5 protein-coding genes are annotated in these 2882 nt (G+C 72.0%); all 5 read right to left on the reverse strand.

What is annotated here, in order from left to right:
• On the reverse strand, positions 1-411 hold a 411-nt coding region (locus VMR86_05250; GenBank protein ID HTO06446.1), incomplete at its 3' end, for a non-canonical purine NTP pyrophosphatase.
• A gap of 7 nt (positions 412-418) precedes the next feature.
• Complete coding sequence (locus tag VMR86_05255) at positions 419-1204, reverse strand: class I SAM-dependent methyltransferase (protein HTO06447.1); 786 nt, start codon at positions 1202-1204, stop codon at positions 419-421.
• On the reverse strand, positions 1201-1920 hold the full coding sequence (rph, locus tag VMR86_05260) for a ribonuclease PH (protein HTO06448.1): 720 nt from the start codon (positions 1918-1920) through the stop codon (positions 1201-1203). Before rph ends, VMR86_05255 begins: the two co-directional genes overlap by 4 nt.
• A complete protein-coding gene (locus VMR86_05265; GenBank protein ID HTO06449.1) occupies positions 1917-2696 on the reverse strand; it encodes an N-acetylmuramoyl-L-alanine amidase in 780 nt (259 codons plus the stop codon). Before VMR86_05265 ends, rph begins: the two co-directional genes overlap by 4 nt.
• Positions 2693-2882 (reverse strand): hypothetical protein (locus VMR86_05270; protein ID HTO06450.1); only part of this gene is annotated, 190 nt, incomplete at its 5' end. The genes VMR86_05265 and VMR86_05270, both read right to left, overlap by 4 nt.

Raw genomic sequence — 2882 nt, forward strand, 5'->3', positions numbered from 1 at the left:
CGTGCCGCGGGCGGTGGCGGTCACCTCGCCGTCGGGCTCCGACACGGCCACGGTGCACACGAAGCGCGCGCGGCGGTTCTCGGCGCGCGCGAGCTCGCGCAGGAGCTTCTCGAGGTTGGCGCGGTCGTCGCCGTGCGTGCCCGAGTATCTCGCCGAGAGCACGCCGGGCGCCCCGCCGAGCGCGTCGACCTCGAGGCCCGAGTCCTCGCCCAGCGCGAGCACGCCGGACGAGCGCGCGGCGTGACTCGCCTTGGCGCGCGCGTTGGCCTCGAAGGTGGCGCCGGTCTCCTCCAGGTCCCCGATCAGCGGATACTGCGCGAAGGTCTCGAGCACCAGGTCGGGCATGTGCAAGAGCCCGCGCAGCTCGCGCAGCTTGCCCTCGTTGCGCGTGGCGAGCAGCAGGCGCTTCAAGCCGGAGTCACTCTCGCCGGCCCCAGGCAGCGACGGTCATCGGCATCGGCACGATCGCGCGCGGGTCCTGGAGCACCGCCATGGCCTCGTCGAACTCCTCCGCGCCGACCACGCCACTCTCGAGCACCGGGACTCGGAATTTCTCGACAGTGAGCCGCAGGAAGTGCGCCGCCGGTGGCGAGCCGCCGCGCACGAGCGGAACACGGCCTTCCGCACTCAGGTCCGCGAGCCCCAGTGAGTCGAGGTCACCCAGCAAGCGGCGGCCGTACTCGACCTCGACCGGGCACGTCGACTCCAGATGGCGCATGGCGGCGAGCACGACCCGCCGCAGCGCGGCCGACTCCGCCCCAGCGAAGAGGGTCACGAAGTCGGGCTCCTCGACCAGCATCCACCCGCCCGGGCGCAGCGCGTCGCGCATGCGGCGCAGCGCCGCTCGTTTGTCGGGAAGCCACTCGACCAGCCAGCGCGTGTGAACGAGGTCGAACCCGCTCGGCAGCGCCTCCGCGTTGACGTCGTGACGGAGCACTTCGAGTGAAGCACGGCCGGCGCCCTCGCGCTCGAGAAAGTCCGTCTCGAGGTCCGTCGCGACGACCACGCCCCTGGGCGCCACCTGCTCGGCCATCCAGAACGCGATCGAGCCCCCGCCCGCGCCCACTTCGATGCAGCGCCAGCCGGGTCCCAGGCCGATGCGCTTCAGGTGATGTCTCGTGCCAGGGTCGAGCGCGAGCTCGAGGCCAGAGAGTCGCAGACGCTCCTCAGCCCACGCGTGATCGTATGCGTATCTCGTGCTCACGCGCCCAGGACGCGCGCCTGGATCGCGGCCAGCTCGGCGATGCCCTTCTCGGCCATGTCGAGCATGCGATCGAGGAGCTTGCGGTCGAACGTGCCGCCCTCGCCCGTGCCCTGGACCTCGACCAGGCGCCCGGAGCCGGTCTGCACCACGTTCATGTCGACCTCGGCGCGTGAGTCCTCGGCGTACGGCAGGTCGAGCAGGATCTCGCCGTCGATCAGGCCCACGGACACCGCGGCCACCGAGTCGTGCAGCGGGCTCTGCTTCAGCTGACCCACTTCGAGCAGTCTCTTGCACGCGGCCGCCAGCGCCACGTAGCCGCCGGTGACTGCCGCGGTGCGGGTGCCGCCGTCGGCCTGCAGGACGTCGCAGTCGATCACGATCGCGCGTTCGCCCAGCGCCACGAGGTCGATCGTGGCGCGCAGCGAGCGGCCGATCAGCCGCTGGATCTCCTGCGTGCGCCCGGAGAGCTTGCCTTTCTGGGCCTCGCGCTCGCTGCGCGTGTCGGTCGAGCCGGGCAGCATGCTGTACTCGGCAGTCACCCAGCCCTTGCCCGAGCCGCGCAGCCACGCCGGCACCGACTTCTCGAGCGTGGCCGTGCACAGCACCATGGTGCGGCCGGTGCGAATCAGCGCCGAGCCCGCGGGGTTCTCGGTGAACCCGAGCTCGATCTCGACCCGGCGCAGCTCGTCGGGCGCACGTCCATCGAAGCGCGTCATCGTCCTTCTCCACTGGCGGCCGGCACGGCGCGATTCTGCCCCATCGCCTCCACGAGCGCCGTAGCAATCGCTCTGGCCAGCGCGAGCTGCACGTCGCGCCGGCCCAGACGCTTCACCTCGTCGGCGTTGGTCACGAAGCCGATCTCGACCAGCGCCGCGGGCATGTTCACGCCGGTGAGCACCACGAACGGCGCCTGCTTCACGCCGCGGCTGTCGGCCGGGAGCTTCGCCAGCGCGCGCTGGATGCCGGCCGCCAGGTCACTCGACTCGCGCAGGTGCTCGGTGCGGATCAAGTCACCCAGGATCGAGCCCACCACGTCCTGACTGTCCGTCGCGGTGCCGGCCTGCTGGTACACGTCGTTCTCGGTCAGCGCGACGCGCATCGCCTCGGCGTCGCTCGCGTCGACCGACAAGAAGTAGGTCTCGGTGCCGGAGACTTCGGGCTCGGGCGCGGAGTTGGCGTGGATCGACACGTACATGCGCGCGTGCGCCTTGTTCGCGATCGCCGTGCGCTCGTGCAACGGGATGAACACGTCCTTCGAGCGCGTCTCGACCACCGGCACGTGGCGCGCGCGCAGCTCCGCGGCGACCTTGCGCGCGACCGCGAGCGTGAGCTCCTTCTCGAGCACGCCGTTCACGCCGCGCGCACCCAGGTCCACGCCGCCGTGGCCGGCGTCGATCACCACAGGCGCGACCACATCGGCCGACTCGTCCGCGCGCGCCGCGCCGACACACAGGAGCAGCGCGAGACACGCGAGCGCGCCGGCCGGCCTCACGCGCGCACCTCGACCACGTGCACGCGCGAGCGCCGCGGCTTGGAGCGCCTCAAGCCCGCCACCGCGCGCAGGGCCTCGAGCGTGTGCAGACCCTCGATGCGCGCGCGGCCCACGATCTCGAGCCACAGGTCCGCGGTCATCTCCGCATCGCCGAGCGCCCGGTGTCTCGCGCGCGGCGGAATGGCG

This window comes from Myxococcota bacterium (assembly GCA_035498015.1).
In the GTDB taxonomy this organism is placed as follows: domain Bacteria; phylum Myxococcota_A; class UBA9160; order SZUA-336; family SZUA-336; genus VGRW01.